At 67.0% G+C, this 18,938-nt stretch carries 15 protein-coding genes; 11 read left to right on the plus strand and 4 right to left on the minus strand.

Going from position 1 to position 18,938, the window contains the following annotated elements; all coding sequences use genetic code 11:
* Positions 1-219: 219 nt before the first annotated feature.
* From ACZ4EF_RS31540 to ACZ4EF_RS31550, 3 genes are all read left to right on the plus strand, one after another.
* Positions 220-876, plus strand: coding sequence for a MobC domain-containing protein (locus ACZ4EF_RS31540; protein ID WP_467507550.1), 657 nt, complete (start codon positions 220-222; stop codon positions 874-876).
* Positions 873-2,603: a relaxase/mobilization nuclease domain-containing protein gene (locus tag ACZ4EF_RS31545; protein WP_467507552.1), complete on the plus strand. Its 1,731-nt coding sequence runs from the start codon at positions 873-875 to the stop codon at positions 2,601-2,603. Before ACZ4EF_RS31540 ends, ACZ4EF_RS31545 begins: the two co-directional genes overlap by 4 nt.
* A gap of 122 nt (positions 2,604-2,725) precedes the next feature.
* Complete coding sequence (locus ACZ4EF_RS31550; protein ID WP_467507554.1) at positions 2,726-3,679, plus strand: phosphotransferase enzyme family protein; 954 nt, start codon at positions 2,726-2,728, stop codon at positions 3,677-3,679.
* An 8-nt stretch (positions 3,680-3,687) separates the two neighbouring features.
* On the opposite strand, the gene ACZ4EF_RS31555 is transcribed toward ACZ4EF_RS31550, so the two are convergent.
* Positions 3,688-5,061: a sporulation protein gene (locus tag ACZ4EF_RS31555; RefSeq protein WP_467507555.1), complete on the minus strand. Its 1,374-nt coding sequence runs from the start codon at positions 5,059-5,061 to the stop codon at positions 3,688-3,690.
* A gap of 233 nt (positions 5,062-5,294) precedes the next feature.
* Between ACZ4EF_RS31555 and ACZ4EF_RS31560 the strand changes: the two genes are divergently transcribed.
* From ACZ4EF_RS31560 to ACZ4EF_RS31590, 7 genes are all read left to right on the plus strand, one after another.
* On the plus strand, positions 5,295-5,822 hold the full coding sequence (locus tag ACZ4EF_RS31560) for an ATP-binding protein (protein ID WP_467507557.1): 528 nt from the start codon (positions 5,295-5,297) through the stop codon (positions 5,820-5,822).
* Between the two features lie 117 nt (positions 5,823-5,939).
* The gene (locus ACZ4EF_RS31565; RefSeq protein WP_467507559.1) at positions 5,940-6,320 is read left to right on the plus strand and encodes a hypothetical protein; all 381 of its coding nucleotides are present in this window, start codon (positions 5,940-5,942) and stop codon (positions 6,318-6,320) included.
* A gap of 173 nt (positions 6,321-6,493) precedes the next feature.
* Positions 6,494-6,937 carry a DUF6907 domain-containing protein gene (locus ACZ4EF_RS31570; protein ID WP_467507561.1) on the plus strand — a complete coding sequence of 148 codons (444 nt, stop codon included), beginning with the start codon at positions 6,494-6,496 and terminating at the stop codon, positions 6,935-6,937.
* A 17-nt stretch (positions 6,938-6,954) separates the two neighbouring features.
* The gene (gene dapF / locus ACZ4EF_RS31575; RefSeq protein ID WP_467507562.1) at positions 6,955-7,752 is read left to right on the plus strand and encodes a diaminopimelate epimerase; all 798 of its coding nucleotides are present in this window, start codon (positions 6,955-6,957) and stop codon (positions 7,750-7,752) included.
* Positions 7,749-8,837, plus strand: a complete 1,089-nt coding sequence (locus tag ACZ4EF_RS31580; protein ID WP_467507564.1) for a D-alanine--D-alanine ligase family protein — start codon at positions 7,749-7,751, stop codon at positions 8,835-8,837. Before dapF ends, ACZ4EF_RS31580 begins: the two co-directional genes overlap by 4 nt.
* A 23-nt stretch (positions 8,838-8,860) precedes the next feature.
* Entirely contained in the window at positions 8,861-9,394 is a 534-nt protein-coding gene (locus ACZ4EF_RS31585; protein WP_467507566.1) for a C39 family peptidase, read from the plus strand.
* A 14-nt stretch (positions 9,395-9,408) separates the two neighbouring features.
* Positions 9,409-10,800: a UDP-N-acetylmuramoyl-tripeptide--D-alanyl-D-alanine ligase gene (locus tag ACZ4EF_RS31590; RefSeq protein ID WP_467507568.1), complete on the plus strand. Its 1,392-nt coding sequence runs from the start codon at positions 9,409-9,411 to the stop codon at positions 10,798-10,800.
* A gap of 85 nt (positions 10,801-10,885) precedes the next feature.
* Here ACZ4EF_RS31590 and ACZ4EF_RS31595 read toward each other — a convergent pair whose 3' ends face one another.
* Together ACZ4EF_RS31595 and ACZ4EF_RS31600 are read right to left on the minus strand one after the other, a co-directional pair.
* Positions 10,886-11,659, minus strand: coding sequence for a transposase (locus ACZ4EF_RS31595; RefSeq protein WP_467507570.1), 774 nt, complete (start codon positions 11,657-11,659; stop codon positions 10,886-10,888).
* 143 nt (positions 11,660-11,802) lie between these two features.
* Complete coding sequence (locus ACZ4EF_RS31600) at positions 11,803-14,730, minus strand: DUF4365 domain-containing protein (RefSeq protein WP_467507572.1); 2,928 nt, start codon at positions 14,728-14,730, stop codon at positions 11,803-11,805.
* An 859-nt stretch (positions 14,731-15,589) separates the two neighbouring features.
* On the opposite strand from ACZ4EF_RS31600, the gene ACZ4EF_RS31605 reads away from it, so the two are divergent.
* Positions 15,590-17,275: a DUF6119 family protein gene (locus ACZ4EF_RS31605; protein WP_467507574.1), complete on the plus strand. Its 1,686-nt coding sequence runs from the start codon at positions 15,590-15,592 to the stop codon at positions 17,273-17,275.
* Between the two features lie 169 nt (positions 17,276-17,444).
* Here ACZ4EF_RS31605 and ACZ4EF_RS31610 read toward each other — a convergent pair whose 3' ends face one another.
* A complete protein-coding gene (locus ACZ4EF_RS31610; protein WP_467507575.1) occupies positions 17,445-18,548 on the minus strand; it encodes a hypothetical protein in 1,104 nt (367 codons plus the stop codon).
* Positions 18,549-18,938 lie beyond the last annotated feature (390 nt).

An 18,938-nucleotide genomic window follows, 5' to 3' on the forward strand; every position in this document is an offset into this window, starting at 1 on the left:
CGCACCGTCATCCGTCATACCGAAAACGCCCCGCTGGAGATCACCGTGAGGACCACCCCTGACACCGGCACGGACGCCGAGGAAAGCCCCGGACCCGCCGCCAAGGGCCGTAAACTGGCTGGTCTGTGGCGGCGGGCCTTCACCAGCACGGCCCCGGGCGGAGCCAGTTGTACCCAGTCTCCGACTGTTGGCCGGAGTCTGGGGTCCTCCGCCCCGGGGGTGGCGGAGGAGGTCCGGCGCGAGGGCGCGCCGGACCGGGAAGCGGGCACTGCTGGCGGCACGTATGAACTCGACGTCGTCCAGCGCATCGTCCTTGCTGCCGCCCACGCCGACGAAGGCGTCCGAACCGCGCCGACCAGCGCCGCCGCCCCGGCGATCGAGGAAGACGCAGCGTTCATCCACGCCAACGTCCCCGCTCTCGATGTGCCGCCGCTTGCCGTACCCGTCGGCACCCAAACGATGCCCAAGGGGAAGATCCGCCGGTTCAACGGCAAGCGCCGCAGGCTGCGCGTCGGGCCAGTGGGCTTCACGGAGTCCGAGCACGCCGACCTGCTGTCGGCAGCCGAGCGGCATGGGTACGAGGGCACGCTGTCGGGGTACCTGGCGGATATCGCGCTGGCGTTCATCCGGGGTGCGTTCACCGTCGATCTTCCGCTGCACACCGACCGGCAGGCGGTGCAGGAGTTCCGCGCGCAGATCCGGTACGAGATCAACCGGATCGGGGTCAACATCAACCAGATGGTGCACGTGCTGCACCGCGACGACCGGATCGAGCCCGACATCCGCGAACGCCTTGAGCACCTGGACCTGCTGCTGACCCGTATCGCCCGCGCCCTGCTCCTGCCCGCCGAGCCCACTGCCGGGGAGGACGCGTGATCCCTTCGGTGAAGAAGCCCGGCAGCAACACCCGCGGGCTGCTGGCCTACCTCTACGGGCCCGGCCGGCACGACGAGCACTACGACCCGCACATCGTGGCCTCCTTCAGCCCCCGCGGCCTGCCCGACCCCGGCCGCGACCCCGACGCCACCCTCACCGCTCTCGGCAAGGTTCTCGACGTCCCCGTCCGCCTCCGCAACGAAGGTTTCGGCAAGCCCGTCACCGATTATGTGTGGCACTGCCCCGTGCGCGCCGCGCCCGGCGACCGGTACCTGTCGGACGCCGAGTGGGGCGAGATCGCCCGCCGTATCGTCCACGCCGCAGGCATCGCCCCAGACGGTGATCCGCTGGCCTGCCGGTGGATCGCCGTGCGTCACGCGGATGACCACATCCACATCCTGGCCACCACCGTCCGTGAGGACGGCCGCCGCCCCAAACTCCACAACTGCGGCATGCGCGCCCAGGCCGAAGCCCGCCTCATCGAAACCGAACTCGGCCTCCACCAGGTCGCGCCCGGCGACCGGACCGGGGAGCGCCGCCCCACCCAGGCCGAGATGCACAAGGCCGACCGCCTCGGCTGGGAGCAGACCAGCCGCCAATGGCTGCAGGAGCGCATCCGGGCCGCCATCCCGCACGCCGCCAGCGTGGAGGAGCTGTTCGCCTACCTTGAGGCCGACGGTGTCGAGGTCAAGGTCCGCCGTCTGCCCTCCGGCGACCTCCAGGGCTACAGCGTCGGCCGTCCCGGCGACCTGAAAGCCGACGGCACCCAGCTCTTCATCTCCGGCGGTAAGGTCGCCCCCGACCTGACCCTGCCCCAGCTCCGCGACCGCCTCGCGGGGAGCGCGCCGGAGGAGCAGCCGACGGCCCGCCGCAACCGCCGCAGCACCAGCTGGCAGCGCACCACCAGCGCCCTCGACACCCTCCACGACCACCTCACCCAGCACCCGTACGCGTGGGACGACGCGCGGGCGCAGGCGCAGATCACCGCGCTTGGCGAGATCATCGACGCCACCGCCCAGACCGGACCCGCCGAACTGCGCGACCAACTGCGCTCCGCCAGCCGGGAGTTCGCCCGCGCCCAGCGCTCCCGCATCCGCGCCGACCACCGCACCTCAACCGGCTTGCGCCAGGCGGCCCGCGACATCGCCCACGCCGGCGACGGCCCCGACGGCAGCACCTTCGCCGTCCTGCTCACCGCCCTGGTCTGGTCAGCGATCCTCGCGGCCCGCTGGCACCAGGCCCGCGGCCACCAGCAGCAGGCCGAAGCAGCCCGTACCGCGGTGATCCATCTGCAAGCCGCCTACGACCAGGCCGCCGCCCCGCACCTCGCAGCCCTCATCCACCGACAGCCCAACATGGAGATCACCCACACCCTCGCTGCCCACATCCGCGCAGCCGTCCCCGACCACGCCGACCGCATCCTCACCGACCCCACCTGGCCCGCCCTCGCAACCGTCCTCGCCGACGCCCAAGCCGCCGGCCACCACCCCCGCACCCTCCTGGCCGAAGCCGCCGCCCGCCGCGAACTCACCACAGCCCGCCAACCCGCCCGCGTCCTCCTCGGCCGCATCCAACACACCAGCCGCAACCCCGCACCCAACCCCCGCGCCGAAGCAGCCCGCTTCCGCTCGCAAACGGTCTCCCCAGCGTTTCCTTCGGCGACGGCCTCTCCGCCGATCTCCTCACGTCCCGCCCCGTCTCCGGACCGCGCGCGGTCTCATCGGTAGTCGCACACCCACGACCATCCGACGCCTGCCCAAGTACGCGCACAGGCTCGCGCTTCTATACCGTCGGGATCGCAGGCGCAGCCCACCGCGTACGTCATGGCGGCTCGCCTGCCGTCAGCGGTATGCCATCGATCGAAGCTGGGAGTGGTCGCGTAATGCCGATGTCCGGTGCTGGACGCGGTCACGAGGGCTTCACCTCGTCCCGTGCTCGCCAGGTCATGGTGGAGGCATGCGGCGTGGCGGGCTTTGACTCCGAGGGAGCGCGTCTGATTCGCCTCGGCGAGAACGCCTTGTTCCGGCTGGAACGCCAGCCGGTGATCGTACGAATCGCGCGCTCGGAGGAGTATCTGGATTCCGCGCGCCGGGAAGTAGGAGTGTCGCGGTGGCTGGCGGACGAGGGGTTCCCGGCCGTACAGGTTGTGGAGGATATCGAGCAGGCGGTCGTCGTGTCCGGTCATCCGGTGACGTTCTGGCGTCGGATCGAGGAGAGCGGGCGGGCGGCGACGTACGGTGAACTCGGCTCGATCCTGCGCGAACTGCACGCGTTGCGGGTACCGGAGGCGCTGACTCTCCCGAGGTTCGAGCCGATGGGCCGGTCGGTCCTGAGGATCGAGAAGGCGGCCGGCATTCCCGAGTCCGATCGAGAGTTCCTGCGGGAACGCCACCGGCAACTAGAGCGTGAGATCGGACAGTTGTCGTTCGCCTCCCCGGTCGGTCCCGTCCACGGCGACGCACACGTCCAGAACCTTATGGTGGACCGCTCCGACCGCGTGATCCTCATCGACTTCGAAGTCTTCTGCCGCGACCATCCCGAATGGGATCTGATGGTGACGGCCACGGAGTACGACAGCCTGGGTTGGCAGACGCCCGACCAGTACGCGGAGTTCGTCGGCGCGTACGGGCGCGATCTGCGCGACTGGCCAAGCTTTCCGACACTGCGGGCGGTCCAGGAATTCAAGATGACCACCTGGCTCATGCAGAACGTCGGCGAGAGCGACGAGGTCGCCAGTGAGTACACGCGCCGTATCGCCTCCCTCCGCGACGATCAGGCGTCCCGGAACTGGCATCCGGGCTGACGTCGCCGCTACTGGTCGTCCAGGCCGGAGAGCGCCGTCCGTACGTGGTCGTTGAACTGCTGCACCTCCGGGTTGCCGGCGTGTACCGAGACCTCGCGCTGGAAGTCCAGGACATAGCGCTGGAAGCGAGCCGATTGAAGAGCGTCCCCCGCCGTCACCGCGAGACCCGCGGTCGTGACGGCCGCTTCCAGTTGCCCGTCCAGAAGTTGGCTCTGTGCAAGCACCATCCGGCAGAAACCCAGTGACCGGGCGTACTTCGGATCGGTGAGCGCGACCGCCTGCTCGGCGTAGGCGACTGACTGGGCTGATGCGCCGAGATCACGGAAGCAGTGGCAGAACTCGCCCACGAGCTCGGCCTCGTCCATGTAGGCCAGCCAGGACGGATCACCTCCGTCACCCGCGTGAGCCAGATGGTTCTCGGCTTCGAGCATGGCACGCTGCGCGCTTTTCACGTCCCGGGCCGTCGCAAGGGCGCGTGCCTCGTGAGCCGAATACATTGCCATCGCGCGCGGAGTTGCCCGACCGTTGCCGCCGCCCTCGACCGCAGCCCTCGCCAGCCGAACCGCTCGCGGCACCTGCCCGAGGTAATTGGCCTGGTGGCTCATGTTGGCGAGGATGCGCGACCCCATCATCCGGTCGCCGGTCACCTGCGTCAGCCTGAGCGTCGACAGGAGGTACCGGTCCGCGAGGCGGTGGTGGCCGCTGTCATAGGCGGTCCACGCGAGGAGTTGGGAAATCTCGGCTGCGGCGTTGAAGAGGGCGGAGCCGACGCGCTCGCTGTAACCGGCGTCCAGCAACGGCAGGACCTCGTGCCGGAAGTAGTGACGCAGCGCCTTGTGACCGTGACCTCCCCCGTAGAGAAAGTCCAAGTGCATGAACATCTCCGCCGCGGTCCGGACGGCGGCGACATCTCGCATTCCGATGCGACGGGACGCGGCCCGGTCAGAGGGAACCCCGTCCGGTCGTGTGACGAGCCAGGACAGCACGGCGGCGTTGACCTCGTTGTCCTGCAGCAACTCGACAGCCGGTGGCTTGTCCTCGGGCCGCAGCTGCGTCAGGCCGTCGAGTACGCCCAGGGCCTCGGCGAGAGTCGCCGCGTAGGTCGTACCGTTCGGAGCGGGGCTGATCGTCGGGCTGGAGAAGCCGCAGTCGGCGGGGGTGATCCTGCGGCCTAACCTGGCGCCGAGCGCTTCTGCCACGAACGCCGCGTTCTCGGCCTGGATGCCGGCGCCGTCGAGCCACCGCTGTACTGACACGTGGGTGGTGCCGACTCGGACGCCGTGCCGCAGCGCAACATCGCGGATGCGTCGGGCCAGGCCCTTGTTGGACGCTCCGACCTCGGCCATCAACGCGGCGAGGCGGCGGTTGGGCTCTCTGTCCATGGTCCCCCTGCCATCGGTCGATGACGGCGAGTGGCAATCCTGTCACGCTCCGGTCGGACGTGGCAGGGGGTTCATGGGTGAACCCCCTCGACACACGGTGAACCTCCCGTACTCGCGAACTCCCCGGTGAACGCTGCCGCTTTCATTGCCGTCGCCGTTGACTGGCGAGCACACCCGGTGGAGCGGCTGACAGGCCGGCTCCGTGGTGCATGTCGCAGCAGGGAGGTGAAGCGATGATTTCCGCAACGGCGGTTCTTCACAGTCGACTCGATCTCGGGCACGAGCTGGTTGGCGTCGGCGACGCCCGGCGTCACGCGCGGGATGTTCTCGGCGAGTGGGGCATGCCCGATGAGGTACTGGACGACGCGCTGAGCATCGTGACGGAGCTGGTCGCCAACGCCATCCGGCACGCCGAGACCGGGGAGTCGCGCCCATGCCACCCGCCGCTGACTTCCGTTCTGGAACTGCGGGTCGTCGTTGGTCACCTCTACGTGGTGGTGCACGACGCGAGTCGGCGGGCGCCGATCCTCCGGCCTCCGTCCGAGGACGCCGAGAACGGACGCGGGCTGTTGCTCGTCGCGGCTCTGACCGAAGGTGCCTGGGGCTTCGCCTACGCCACTCACGGCGCGGGGAAACTCGTCTGGGCCCGACTCTCCCTGCCCCGCGCGGTAGCGGACGAGGCGGCACGGGGCGGCGTGCCTGCCGCCGATCAAGCTGACCAGTTGCCGCGGTCCGTCGTCGCTGTCGGAGCTGGGACATGACGCTGCCGACCTACCGCGTCGCGCCCGGAGTGTGCCGGTCGCCATGACCGCGAGCCGGCCGCCGCCCCGCCCGTATGCCGCCGAAGGCGGCTCCACTCACCTAAGGAACACGAATTCATGCTCGGTGCCCAGGAGGAACGGCTCATCTGCGGCCGGCAGGTGGTCTCACCGCCGGCGCTGGTAAGGGCCGCGCTCACCATGGCCAACGCCCTCATGCCGGGAACGTATTCGGACGACGACGCCCAGCAGGAACTCGTCTGCGCGATCAGCCACGACAACTCGGAGCACCAGGCGGTCGTGCTGGGTCTCCGGGGCCCCCACGCAGGATCTCTGTGGACGGTGTGGCGTGACGGCGCGGAACCGAGCGCCGTCGTCGAGTTGCCGGACTGTCCGGCCGTACGGCTCGGGGAAGCGTGCAGCGAGTTCGAGGGCCACCCGGGCGGCCACAGCTGGGAGTTGGCTGACTCGCGCCTCCTTGCGCCTGAGCGCTCCGCCTGATCGCTGGCAGAGCCCGACGCCTGACTCGGCTCTCATGATTCCCACCTCACGAAGGACTCACTTCCATGCCCCCTGCCGCCACGGCTACGCGGACCCGTAACTCCGCACCTAAAGCGTTCGACGCTCCCATTTCACCGCCTGCATCGGAGACGATCACGGTCTCCAACCGTTGGATGATCACCGCGGACGACGGCTCCGTCGTCGCGGGCCACTTGCCCGACTGGGCTCAGGAGGACCCCACCGCCCACGGTGTCCCCGCCGGTCAACTTCCCGCCCGCATGGCCGACATCACGCACTGGGCGGACTTCGAGGGCGCCTCCCTCCGTGCGCACACCGCCGAAACGGGCGGAGCGACCGGCCTGCCGGAGGCGGTCATGATCTTCGCTAGCAGCATCATGTGCCACCCCTTCCCGGACTCCTCCGAGCCGCGCCTCCCCTTCGCCGAGGTCCAGATCACCCCCGACTGCTGGATGACCGGACTCGACCCAGACGCGCTCGTCGCCCTAGCCGTCACCCTGCGCACACTCGCCGATCGCATCGAGAACGACGTGCGGCCCCTACTGCTCAGCGCCCGCGCGGACTGGGCGGCCCACCACCCCTCGCCCGTCCGCAGTTGAAGGAGAGAGGTACAACCGTGTCCTTCCAGAAGCTCCACGGCGCCGGCAACGACTTCGTCCTGCTCGCGCGCCCTCTCCCCGACGTACACCGGGACTGGTCCGCGACGGCGCGGCAGTTATGCGCGCGGCGCACCGGCATCGGAGCGGACGGCCTCGTACTCACCGCCGTGACGAGCACCGACCCCCTGGTCCTCGACGTGGCGTGCTTCAACGCCGATGGTTCCGCGGCCAGCATGTGCGGCAACGCCCTGCGCTGCGTGGCCTGGTCCGCGGCCGAGACGTACGACTGCCGGACGCCGGCTCTGACGATGGCCGGTGTGAAGCACGAGGCGCTGGTCGACGGCGACGACGTCTGGGTGACAGCCGAGGTCGGCGCGACGGCGCTCCGGCAGGTCGAGGGCGTGATCGACGGCCGCGCGTTCTGGTACGACCTCGCGCACACCGGCACCGAGCACGTCGTGGCCGTCGTGAAGGACGTCGACTCGGTCGACGCCGACCGCTGCGGCCGGATGATGCGCCACCACCCACAGCTCGCCCCGACGGGCACCAACGTCAACTTCGTCCAGGTCACCGGCCGACAGGAGCTGCGCGTCCGCACCTACGAGCGCGGCGTGGAGGCCGAGACGCTGTCGTGCGGCAGCGGTGCCGTCGCGTCGGTCGTGATCGCCCAGCAGCGCGGCCTCGTCGGGGACGAGCAGGTCACCGTCCACAACCGCTCGGGAACGCCGCTGAAGGTGCGCCCGCACACCGAAGGCCGAAGCGCCTTCTGGGTTGGCGGCCCGGTCAACCAGGTCTACCGAGGAGAACTCACATGATGCCCGTGATCGACATCGGCGACCGTGCCGCCGTCAACCGCCAGGCCGAGACGCTACGGCGATGGCAGGACGGTCTCGCTGAGCCGCCGAAGGTGGCACTGCTCTACGGCGGCCTGTCGGCCGAGGACCGGCTCTATCTGGCGCACTGCCCGCCCGAACAGCGCTCGGACACGGCGCTCAGCAGGTCCCTGACGCAGATCGGCGCGGACTTCGCCGTCCTCGACCCCTGCGAACCGGGCTTCGTACGGTCGCTGCCCGCCTTCGACGTCGCGCTGCCGAACCTGCACGGCCCCTACGGCGAGGACGGCCGGCTCCAAGGACTGCTGGACTACCTGCGCGTCCCCTTCTGCGGAAGCGACGTCGCCGCGTCCGCGATCTGCGCGGACAAACTGCTGTGCAAGCGGTTCATGCGGAGCATCGGCGTTCCTACGCCTGACTGGCAGGTGTGGTGGCCGGGCCAGAAGACGGAGTGGCGCGGCCACCCGGTGATGGCCAAGCCTGTGCTCGGCGGCTCCAGCCTCGGCATGAGCCTGGTGCGGGACGAGGCCGCGCTCGCGCCCGCGCTGGAGTACGCGTGGGCGTGCGACCCGTCCCACGTCCTGGTCGAGGAGTACGTGGTCGGCCTGCCGGTGACCGTCGGTCTGCTCCAGTTGCCGGGAGGCCTTCTGGTCTCCCCGCCGCTGGCCACTGAGGCGATCGGAGCGGAGTTCTACGACGCCGAAGCCAAGCTTGACGCCGATGGGCGCGGGGACGTCTCCGTCACCGCAGCGGACCTGCCTGCTGGCGTCCGGGCCGACCTCGTACGTCACGCCTTGGCACTGTGGCAAGGGCTCGGCTGCCGCGGTTGGGCGCGGATCGACTTCATCGTCACCGGGGCCGGCCAGCCGTACGCCCTGGAGGTGAACACCACGCCCGGCATGTCGACGGCGTCGAACTTCGCCGTCGGCGCGGGTCTCGCGGGGCTGAGCCACGTGGACGTCGTACGGGCGATCCTCCACGAGGCACTGACGCGCCAACCGTACGATGTCCCCCTGCCCACTCCCGTGCTCGGCGCTGCGACGGACGCGGGGGAGACCGCTGCCTGACACGCCCTCGGGAGCCCGCCACCGTGCCCCATCTCCACGACGTGCCCATGTGCCGCCAACTGATCGCGCCGGAGGAATGGGAGCAGCACGGCGGGTGGGAACTCGGTGACCGGGAGAAGTGGTCCGACCGAGCTTGCGGGCTCGCCTCTTTGAGGATGATCCTCCTGGCGTACGGCCGCCGGGCACCGACCGTCACCGAGTTGCTGAAACTCGCGTTCAAGAACGAGGTCATGACGCCGCGCGGCGCACTCCACGCGGGCCTCGCGGAACTGGCGGCCTCGCACGGAGTACCCGGCCGCGCCGAGCCCGTCGCGGTGGAAGACCTGCTCGCACGGGCGGCCGAAGCGCCGCTGATCGTCTCCATCACGGAGCAGTTCCCCGACGACGGCCGTCGCGGCGGACACCTGATCGTCGTACGCGGCTACGACGACGTTCCCGACCCCGCAGTCTTCATCCGTGACCCGTCCCGATGGGGCCAGACCCACGACCGCGTACCGCTCAGCCGGGTCGCGGCCTCGTACTCCGGCCGCGCGATCACTTTCCCGCCCCTGCACTGAGAAAGGCTCTGACCGTGATCACACTGACGCTTGCCGAGATCGCCGACGCCACCGGAGGCACCGTCCACGACGCGCCCGAACCGGAGCAGGTATGCGTCACGGGCCCGAGCGCCAGCGACTCACGGCAAGTCGGGCCGGGCGGCATGTTCGTCGCGGTGACGGGCGCGCGGGTGGATGGCCACGACTTCGTCGAGCAGGCCGTGGCCGGCGGTGCCGTCTGCGTCCTGGCCTCCCGCCCGGTGGGCCTGCCCGCAGTCGTCGTACCGGACGTGACGGCCGCGCTCGGGCGGTTGGCGCAGTACGCGCTGACGCGTACGGGGGCGCAGGTTGTCGCCCTGACCGGCTCGGCCGGCAAGACCACAACGAAGGACCTTCTCTCGCAGGTGCTGGCCCGGCACGGGCGTACGGTCGCCACGCCCGGTAGCTTCAACACCGAGATCGGCCTGCCCCTGACTGTTCTGTCCGCCGACGAGGACACCCGCTACCTGGTGCTGGAGATGGGCGCCCGCCACGTCGGTGACATCGCCTACCTCTCGGGCCTCACCCCGCCGCGCATCGGCATCGTCCTGAACGTCGGCTCCGCCCACGTCGGCGAATTCGGCAGCCGCGAGGCCATCGCCGAGGCGAAGAGCGAACTCGTCCAGGCCCTCCCGCCGGCCTCCGAGGGCGGCGTGGCCATCCTCAACGCCGACGACGCCTTGGTCGCGGCGATGGCCGACCGTACGAAGGCCGCCGTCACGTACTACGGCACGAGCGAGCAGGCGACCATCCGCGCCACGGACGTCGAACTCACCGCCGGCCGCACCGCCTTCCGCCTCCACACCCCGGACGGCAACGCCCCGGTCACCCTCCAACTCCTCGGTGCCCACCAGGTCCACAATGCTTTGGCCGTCGCAGCCACTGCCCACGCCCTGGGCATGGCGACGGACGCCATCGCTGAAGCCCTGTCCTCCGCAGCACCGATCTCCGCCGCCCGCCTGGAAATCCTCGAACGCCCAGACGGCGTCACAATCCTCAACGACGCCTTCAACGCCAACCCCGAATCCACCCGCGCCGCCCTGGAAACCCTCGTGTCTCTGGCACGGGGCCGTCGCACGGTTGTCGTCCTGGGCGAGATGAAGGAACTCGGGCCGACGTCGATCGCTTCCCACGAGACGATCGGCCGCCTGATCGCTGCTCTCGGCATTCACACTCTGGTCACGGTCGGCGCTTCCCCCGAGATCACCACCCTCAGTGAAACGGCCCGCACCGCCAACCTCGCCCTCGCGACCGCCACAGCAGAGCACGCAGCCACCCTCCTCGGTGTCGTCACTCCGCTCCTGACTCCGGGCGACGTCGTTCTAATCAAGGCCAGCCGCTCAGTCGGCCTCGAACACTTCGCTGGCTCTTTGCTGGACGATGAGTGACGATCGATGTGTTTCGTGGATAGAGCCGTTAGAGGATGTCCCGTAAATGATCTGAGGCATGCAGGCTGACCTGCTCGTTTGCCTGTTATCCGGTGAGGGTGAGGTTGTGAAGGCGGGCGATGCCGAGCATGGCGTGGTGGACGCTGTCGCCTTTGAGGCGGCAGTCGCGGAGGATCTTCCAGCTCTTCATGTGGGCGAAGGTGTGCTCGACGCGGGCTCGGACCTTGCGGTGGGAGGCGTTGTGCTCGTCCTTCCAGGGTGGCAGTTCCTCGTTCTTGTGGCGGCGGTAGTGCGGGATGGTGAGGCCGGTGCCGCGGTAGCCGCCGTCGGCGATCACCGTGGGGGTGGTGCCGACGGCGGCCTTCGCTCCGGAGTCCTGCCAGGCCAGGCAGTCGTTGCGGTTGCCGGGCAGCGGTCGGCCGACGGCGACCACGAGGCGGGTGTCGGCGTCGATGACGACCTGGTGGTTGGTGGAGTAGCGGTAGTTCTTGCTGGAGGCGGCCACGGTCCGGTCACGGGTGGGGACCAGGGTGCCGTCCACGATGAGAACGGCCTCCTTACGGAACCGCCGCCGGGGCTGGAGGGCGAGAGCCGGCCCAAGGTGGGCGACGATCCGGTCGGCCGCCGACTTCGAGACGCCGAACAACGGGCCGAGTTGACGCAGGGTGAGGTTGGTGCGCCAGTACGCGGCCACCAGCAGCACCCGGTCCTCCAGCGGCAGCGACCACGGCCGGCCCTTGCGGACCGGATCGGCTCCCTCACGCCGCAACGCGGTGATCAACTTACTGAACTGCCGGGGGCTCAGCCCGGTGAACGGGCCTATCCAGGAGGGCTCCGACGCCGTGATCACACCAGCCACGACAAGATCATCTCACCCCTGACCAGCAGTTACGGGACATCCTCTAGGAGGGCTTAATACCGCCAATGACGGGCGGCTGCCCAACGTTGGATGGGCTAAGGATTCTTCGATCCGATCGACGCCGAAACGCAGTGCGTCTTGCGTCATCTCGTTGGTTCTGAGCCTGGCGATACCGAGGTCTGTTGCTCGGTGGCTGCTTCGCTTGCCACCGCCGACCAAATACGGTCAGCGTCATCTGCGAGTCGCCGCACCAGGCTGGACGGGTGGTTTTGCAAGGCGGCGAGCGTGCTGCTGAGCGCGCGACCATGTGAGGGCGAAACGGGGCGGGTAGAGGCGAAGACGGACGCGACGGCGTGGGGGGTCTGGAGTGACGAGTGTTGAGCAGCCCGGAGGGTGGCTTCCGCGGCGACGGCGTCCGTCGGGTTGTGCAGGGTTCGCCGGGCGCATTCGCGTGCTGCGGCGGTGCGTACCTCAGCGCTCGCGTCTGCCAGTAGGTTGGCGAGCGCGATGCTGTGGTCGGGCCGTCGGACCAGTTGCATGAGGATGATGGCGTGGAGGCGCTGCTGCTCCGTGCCGGTCACAAGGCGTACGGTCCAGTGGGTTTCCTGCTGTTTGGTCAGCAGGCCCATCGCTGCCGCGAGCCATAGGATGCCACTGTCTGGAGCGGTTCCGTCGGTTGGCGTGGCCGCTTGGACGAGCGAAGCCACCCTGAGGTGTACCGAGTCCGGCAAGCGTGCGGCGCTGGAGGCCATGTCAAAGCACAGTTGGCGCTTGTAGTCATCGGTTGCCTGCGCGGTACCCAGAAATCTGAGTAGCGGCTCCCACCGAGCTTGATCGGGATGTGTGAGGTTGAGTTCGTTCAGGGCACGGTTGATCCTGCGTACAGATGAAGAGCTCCCACCTCCGTGCCGGAGGCGATCCACTGCCTCGTTGACCTTGGTGCTCAGATGTCGGATGGCCTCACCTGCGTCCTCTTCTGGAAGGCTTTGCAGATCTCCGAAGAGATAGATGGCTTCGACGCTGCCGACCTTGGTCTGTTTGCTCAGTTCCTCTCGGGCTTCGTCATCGTTGTCGGCGATCCTGGCGAGCATGGTGAGACGGATCTCGGATGCGGGATCGCTGTAGGTCCCCGCTGCCGTGCGCCAGCGAGCACGATCGGCCGCAGTTGCAAGCACATGATCGGCACGCAAGCGTCCGGCCACCGCGACGATGAGGTCCCTGGCTGCGTCGGACTTCCAGGGCGAGCCGTCGATCAGGAAGTCCCGTACCCGTTGATGAGCATGGTCGCCGGCCGACGGCATGAGCCCAGCGACGGCTTCGAGTACGGCCCGAGAGACGATGAGAGTCTCCTCCACAGCGGCCGGCACGTGGGCTTGGCCTTGGAGAAGACTCAGGCAATGCGCCACAGCGCTGTCGGCGGCGTCGGTCGTGAGCAAGTCGCCGGCACCACGCCACAGCTTCAAGTTGCCCCGAAAGGTCCGGGCAGACCAATTACCTGTGGGAACTTCGGCGACAAATTCCCGAAGTGGTTCCAGGGGGCCCAGTTCCACCAATCGGTTGATGGCGTGGCCCAACCTTTCGGCGTCACCGCTCGCTTGAAGAATCTGCAGGGCGTCGCGCACGTCGTCATTGGTGTCTGCTCCGGCATCTTCCTGATTCGCGCTGTCGATCAGTAGTTGGCGTGCGAACAGGCTGCTGCAAGCCCGCCAACTGCTCACGTTCGCAGATAGGCCGGCATTCCAGCGCGCCGCCAGAAACTCGTTGTATGCCGGGTGGCCGGAAAATCCGTATTTGACGTTTCGCTGCGCCCATGTATCGAACATACGGTCGGTGGCGTAGTCGTAAGCGCTGCTTAGACCTTGCATCCGCCACCAAGATACCGCTGTGTCGTTCGCGGTGATGTAGTCCTCGAGGTCACCTCCCTCCCAGTCCTGGGCGCGGAATACGGCCTCGGCGGCCGCCGCGGCGATGGCTGAAGCAGACGGGTCTTGCGGCGCGGTCAACACGGTCAGGCGCGCTGAGGCTGCGTCAGCGGCGGCGCCCGCTCGGTCATCGAGATCCGCGCGGACACGGGATCGCTGGACCAGCAGCCAGGCGTGGTCTGTCGGATCACACGCGTCATCTTCGAGGGCGCTGTCAAGCAGTTGGAGAGCTCTCGCGAGGTCTTCATTCTCGATGAGCGCGCACACAGCGATGACTGTAGCTGCGGCACACTCAGCGGGTCCCGGTGCACTGACTGCCAGATCACAGACCGGATCGGCGGACTCGTCCAGCAGCGCCTTCGCGAAGGCGCCAACCAGCCGCCAGGCCCATTCGCTGCTCCCGCCTGCGCTCTCCAACGTCGGCACCGCAGGATGTTTGTCGGCGAAGTAATCCAGGTCTCTTAGACGCGCCTGGGCCAGCAGGGCGAGACCTTCTTCTGGGCCGATCACGTGGGAACGCCCCGTATTCCGGTGCGGTGCAATCATCCGTGGCACCAGCAGGGCATACCGCAACCTGTCCCCGGGAGCTACATCCCGACCGTCGTAACGCCACGCTGAGCCCTCCCATGAAGACCTGTTACGTTTGCTGGCAGCCACGGTCAATAGCGCGGGCAGATGATTACTGTCGAGGATCTGTTCCAGAGGAACGAAGACCTTGAAGGTCTTGCCGGCCCTTCTGACATCCTCGGGTCGGACATGCACCCAATGGGACAGGTTCGTATCGAGGTCGTGAAGGACCAAGATCACGGGGAGATCGTGACGGATCCAGCTGTCCAGATGCCGGGAGTCGCCCTCGCGGAACCACCACCCCGTTACGATGCCCTGTCCATCTTTGACCGGCTCCGAGAAATACTTCCCTCCCTTGCGTCTCTTGGCCTTGCCGGGCCGACTCGCTCTTCCGGCCTTGACTTGTACACCAAGGAGCAGACCTGAATCGAATCGCCGCTCGTCACGGACCTGCACCAGCAGGTCCAGACCGAGATCATGCTCACGCGGAACGTCGATGGGAGCCTGGTGCAGTAACTGCAACTGTGCCTTGACCAGACTCTGCCCAGCGCTTCCGGTTCCTTCTGTCTCAGACGCCCGCATCCCGCACTCCGATCTCCCTCAGGCGTTCACCGTAGCCGCCATCGAACCGGTGCCTTACACCACGACATCGACAGTGTCCGACCGTCCAAGCTGGCGGTGGCCTCGAGCGACACCGTGACTCGCTGGAAAGCGGGTCACGGGTAGCTCGATCTCGACTCCTCCGCCTCCTACTACCGAAGCAGATGCGGTTCCGATCGCTCCAGCGATCGGGCTTAAGCCGTCGGAGGGCTGCAGCTGGCGCGATCAGGCGGCGGGATACCACGCCCAGACGGGGTCTGACCAGTCGGCCGATCTGCTGCGCCTGGACGGTCGCCGACTCCGCCGCCGCCCGGAAGGAGCGAAACCCTCGGTTCGGTCCACCGGAAGCCGCCTCCGCCAAAGTAACAACCTTCAATGGGAAGCGATTGAGGTCCGCCAGCCAACCCCTGAATATTATTCCCCTCGATCTCACCAGGCACCTCCTGCGCTCGCGCGCTTCCGCCGGCTGGTCGCCGACGTTCAGCGTGTGTACCGCCGTGAGTAATCGACTCATGCACGCAATGCGACCACTGAGGACTCACCGAGACAGTTCAAGCCGCGAACGGGGCGGTAGCTATATGGCGGTGCATTCACCTAACGGAAATCCATACCCAGTCCCCGCACAAAGACGAGAACCACTCACAAGACGACGCCAAGCCCGTAGACCCCGTGAGTGAGCTGCAACAGCAGCCTCACCCGACCACTACACCGCACCAGGCACGACTACCACGACCGACCCACCTCATCTCACCTTTGGACGAATAGACTCGTTCGGCAGTGAAGGTGACGCCCTCTCTGCTTTCGTAGTGTCTTCAAAAGCTCCGCGCACATGGAGGACGCCATGGCTGATAACCGCATACCCCGATCCACCACCCGCAAGTCCACCCTTCACCGGCTGAAGCCTCCCGAGGGCACTGCCCCGGAACTGCGCACGTACGTCCGCGAGAGGTACATCGATAGTGAGGACTACCTGACAAGAGAGTTCACCCGCCAGGGGATGGAGGGATTGCTGATCACCGGCGGTGTTCCCCGAGAGCGCGCAGATTGGTGCAGCGCGGTGGAATCCATCACCGGACTGGAAGTCAACGAACGCAGCCGTGCCGCGGCGGGAATCATCCTCATGCGCACCCAGCGTGGCACCTATGCATTGAGTTACGGCGTAGGGCAGCACATGCTGGACCCCTACTTCCGTGACGACGATTTCGGACTGGAGTTCGCGACCCGATGTCTCGACGACGACGGAGTCATCAAAATCCGCAACCAGATCATGGACGGCAGAGGCCGGGTCGACGAGTACTCGGTGTCACGAGGCGAACGGATCAATGACTTCGGCCTTGACCGATTCGGCACCGTTGTTCGCCGCATCTGTGGCACCGTCAGCGGGCTCTCCCTGACCTCCCTGGAGACTGCCAAGGCACGACAGATTCGAGTCGAGTGCTCTCAGGCCACCATAAAGCTCCCCCTGGCCACCACCGTGGAACAGTTCCTGAGTGACCTTCAGACGATCGAGGACGTCTGCGCGCAGCCCGACCCATTGCCGCAACTGCGTTTCGTCACCAGAGTCCACACGCTCGATAACCGCAGCCACAAGGCCGTGGAGGCCCTGAGGATTTTGGAAACGCTCCTCACGGACCCGGACTGTCCCCGCCTGACCATGGGGGTACCCGACTCATGCCAGGAAAGCTACAGCTCTGCCCAAGCGTTCCGTGCCAGACGAGGCGCCCGTACGATCGAGACTAACGATCTAGAACTGCACCACCTGCTGCAGTTCGTACAAGACAAGCCCTCAGGGGAGCGGCTAAAGGCCCTCAGTGAAGTACGGGTCACCATGTTCAGCGACGCTGACTACCAGACACCGACCAGCGTCACCACAAGTGGAAAAGAGTGGCTCATCGCCGACATCACGGTGGGCACCGATCGTCTCTTCTACGGCAACGGCAAGTGGTTCGAAGTGGGCGCCGGCTTCCTCGAGACCCTGGAAGAAGAGCTCACCGACCTGTTTGCCCAGCCACAAACAGTCATATTGCCCCCTTGGACCAAGGGTCCGCCCAACTCTAAGGGTCACGACTCTCACGACGAGGATTGGTTCAATCGCCAGGCGGCTGAGCCTGACGGGTATCTTCTGTTTGACAAAAAGAACATCGTTACAGAGAATTTCCGAGGAGGGGGACTTGAGATTTGCGACGTCCTTGGCCCGGAGAATCAGCTGATCTGTGTCAAGAAGGCGCCAGCCAGCACAGCCCCCCTCAACCACCTCTTCGCCCAGGGCGTGGTCGCTATCGAGACGCTGCGCAGCGACAGCGAAGTACGAGCTAAGTTCCTTCAGCAGGTGGCCGCGCACACGCCAGACCATCGCCTGCTTCATGACTTCGGCACCCTCCGGGTGGTCTTCGGGATCCTTCTGAAGGAGGGCGAGGACATTCACGTCGACTCGCTTTTCGCCTTCGCTCAGGTCTCGCTGCTCCAAGCGGTCAGACGGCTGCGTGCGATGAACGCGGAGGTCGAAGTCGTTTCCATCCGGCGCTGAGCCCGGGCTTAGCCCGTTCATACCTGCAATCTACATAAAGGAGATTGAGAGGGCGTATGCTCGGTCCTCACTCTCCCATTAATAGTCCCGCTCGCGTGACTGGCCAAAGACCGACTTCCTCTTTCGACCCATGACACTGGGCACCTCCTCTTCCGCGCAGGCGGGCTCGTCAGGAGCGGGCGTCCTGGATGGCCTCTTGCAGAGACTGGACGGCACGCTCAGCGTGGGCACGGACGTTGTCCCAGGCCGCGGTGAAGTCCTGGACGGGCCAGGGCAGGTCGAGCATCTTGTGCGCTGTTTCCAAGTCGGCTGACGGTTTGGGGTGGACGGCTGAGTTGCGGATGATGCGGATCTGGTCGAGGAGCTGCACGGCCCGTTCGACGGCCGTCTGGTCAATGGTGGACAGCTTCGCCGCGAGGTGGATTGGCAGTCGCAGATGGCCTTGCGGCGGCTTGTTGCCGGGCACTTTCAGGTCACGCAGCAGGTCGGTGAGAACGGCCAGCCCGTTGGTGTAGCCGGCCTCGTCATGGACGTCGAGGGCCAGGAGGCTGGAGCGGTCCATGGGTGGTTTGACGACCAGTGCATGTCCGACGACAAGTTCGTGGGTGACGTCGAGGAAGTTCAGAGCGCGGAGCAGGGCGCGCGGCTCGCTGAATGAAAATGTCTGCAGCGGGACGGCCGGGGCGAGCGTGGCGGAAACGTCGGCCAGATAGAGGTCTAGTACGTCGTAGTCGGCCTCGGGAAGGGTTCCGAGCTGGCCCATGCGGCTGGTCTTGTTGAAGCGCATGCCCGGCCACTCCTGGTCGGCGATCGCCGCCATGCGTTCAAGGATGCCTCGACCGCCCTCGACGGTCTTGGCGAACTCGTCGAGGTTCAACTCGATGTAGGGCCGGTTGAAGGGACTGTCGAGGATCTTCTCCTGCTCCCAGGTGAGCTGCTGCATGTAGCCAAGGAGGCCGGTGGCCAGGTCTCGGGCGAGCTTGATGTGGTGCAGGTGGTAGAGCCCGGCCATCGTCAGGTACACCGGGCCGTCTGGGTCGGGCGTCGTCCCGCGGCCCCACCAGCCGACGGCGCGGTACCCGTTCGAGACCTGGTCCTGTCCGGCGGCGGGGAAGCTATAGAGCACCTTGGCCGTATCACGGTGGCCCATCTTCCGCATGCGGAAGGCGACGTGATGGAAGTGCGGGAACATCTCGTGCTCGGCGAACACCGACCACACGATGGCGACGAGGTCTCTCTGCTCGTCGGTAAGCGGGTCCGTCAGCTTGGCCATGGGAACAACCTCCTAGTGGGCAACGGACCAGAGTAAGGGCCGGGCGGAGGGCTGTGAGTGTGGTTGCGGGCCGTTTCGTAACCTGGCCGCGGGCAGGGCACTGCTCGGAGACTGAGGACCGCTGCTCACCCCTCCAGATGCCGACGCGATGGGATGACCACCCCACAGATCGGAAGGATGCAGTTCGGATTGCGTTCGCACCCATTCAGGTACATCCGCATGGCACACCTACCTATGCTGCTCCCCAGCTCAGGAAGGCGACGAACCCAGGCGTACCCCACAGACGCTCAATTGAACAGCACGTTGAGGGCAGCATCTCACTGGTTCCAATCTCACGATCACAGCGCCGGATTCTGAAGCCGCCTCGGAGAGCCCTCAGGGGTGCACAGG

The sequence above is a fragment of the Streptomyces sp. NPDC025721 genome (genome assembly GCF_055558595.1).